The sequence below is a fragment of the Kitasatospora sp. NPDC059571 genome (assembly GCF_042735675.1).
In the GTDB taxonomy this organism is placed as follows: Bacteria; Actinomycetota; Actinomycetes; order Streptomycetales; family Streptomycetaceae; genus Kitasatospora.
Window position 1 is genome coordinate 1 of sequence record NZ_JBHWBW010000866.1, and the last position, 1,029, is coordinate 1,029.

Sequence of the window (1,029 nt, forward strand, 5' to 3'; positions counted from 1 at the left end):
GGGCGCGGGGGGGGGGGCGCGGGCCGGGGGGGGGCGGGGGAGCGCGGGCGGCGGGGGGGGGCGCGGCGGGGCGGCGGCCGCGCGCGCCGCGCCCGATGCTGCCGCGGTCTCCTAGGCTGTGGCGATGGCGACCTTCGTCCACCTCACCTCGACCGCCCACGCACCGCGGATCCGGCGTGCCGGGATCCGGGCCGAGAGCCGTGGCCGCGACGGTGCCCGGGGCGTGTACTGCTTCCCGGTCCTGCGCTCGTACACGCTGACCCACCAGTGGCTGCGCGAACTGGCCAGGCACGGCACCCGCGGCGGGCTGATCGCCGTCCACCTGCGGGTCGACGACGCCGAACCGGTGGCCGTCGGCCGCTACAGCCGGCCGCCCGAGCGGGTGACCGCGGCCGAGGCGGTCGGCCGGATCGGCGCGCTGGCGGACCCGCGCGGCTGGGAGGTCTTCGTGCCGCGGGCCGTGACGGCCCGTGAGGTGCACCGCATCCGCAGCGCACCGCAGGTGAGCGGCTGGCGCTACCTCCCCGACGCGCACGGCCGGGTGCCGTGCACCTGCGCCGGCTGCGTGGCGGGCGGCGGGTACGGCTCCCGGCGGCTGCGCGAACGCAGGCCCCACGAGCTCGACGGGCCGCCTCCCCCGCCACGGGTTCTGCTCGCCCGGGTCGAGGCGGCCGGTGCGCCCGGCGACCCGGCGGCGCTGCGGGAGGCACTGCACTGGTTCGGCATGCGGCGCAGCGGCCCGCTGCCGTCCCTGGCCCGGCTGGCCGGCCACCCGGACCCGGGCGTGCGCGAGGACCTGGTGTGGGCGGTCGGCCGCTGGCGCAACCCCGGTGTGGCCGCCCTGCTGGACGGGCTCGCCGAGGACCCGTGCGCCGGTGTCAGGGAGGCCGTGGAGGCGGTACGGGACTGACCCGCCACCACCGCCGGGGGGACAACCCGCCGGCGGCCGAAACGGGGGGGGGTCGACCCGCCGGCCGTTATTGCGGGGTGGGGGTACGCCTACACACCAAAGAACCCCCCCCACGGCCC

At 79.7% G+C, this 1,029-nt stretch carries 1 protein-coding gene; it reads left to right on the plus strand.

Annotation, left to right across the window (positions count from 1 at the left end; translation table 11 throughout):
* Positions 1-124: 124 nt before the first annotated feature.
* Entirely contained in the window at positions 125-910 is a 786-nt protein-coding gene (locus ACFV0G_RS39625; RefSeq protein ID WP_380558864.1) for a HEAT repeat domain-containing protein, read from the plus strand.
* The last annotated feature ends 119 nt before the right edge of the window (positions 911-1,029 follow it).

Excerpts from the sequence above, each read along its gene's own strand:
- ACFV0G_RS39625 (WP_380558864.1), top strand. The coding sequence starts at position 125 with ATGGCGACCTTCGTCCACCTCACCTCGACCGCCCACGCACCGCGGATC.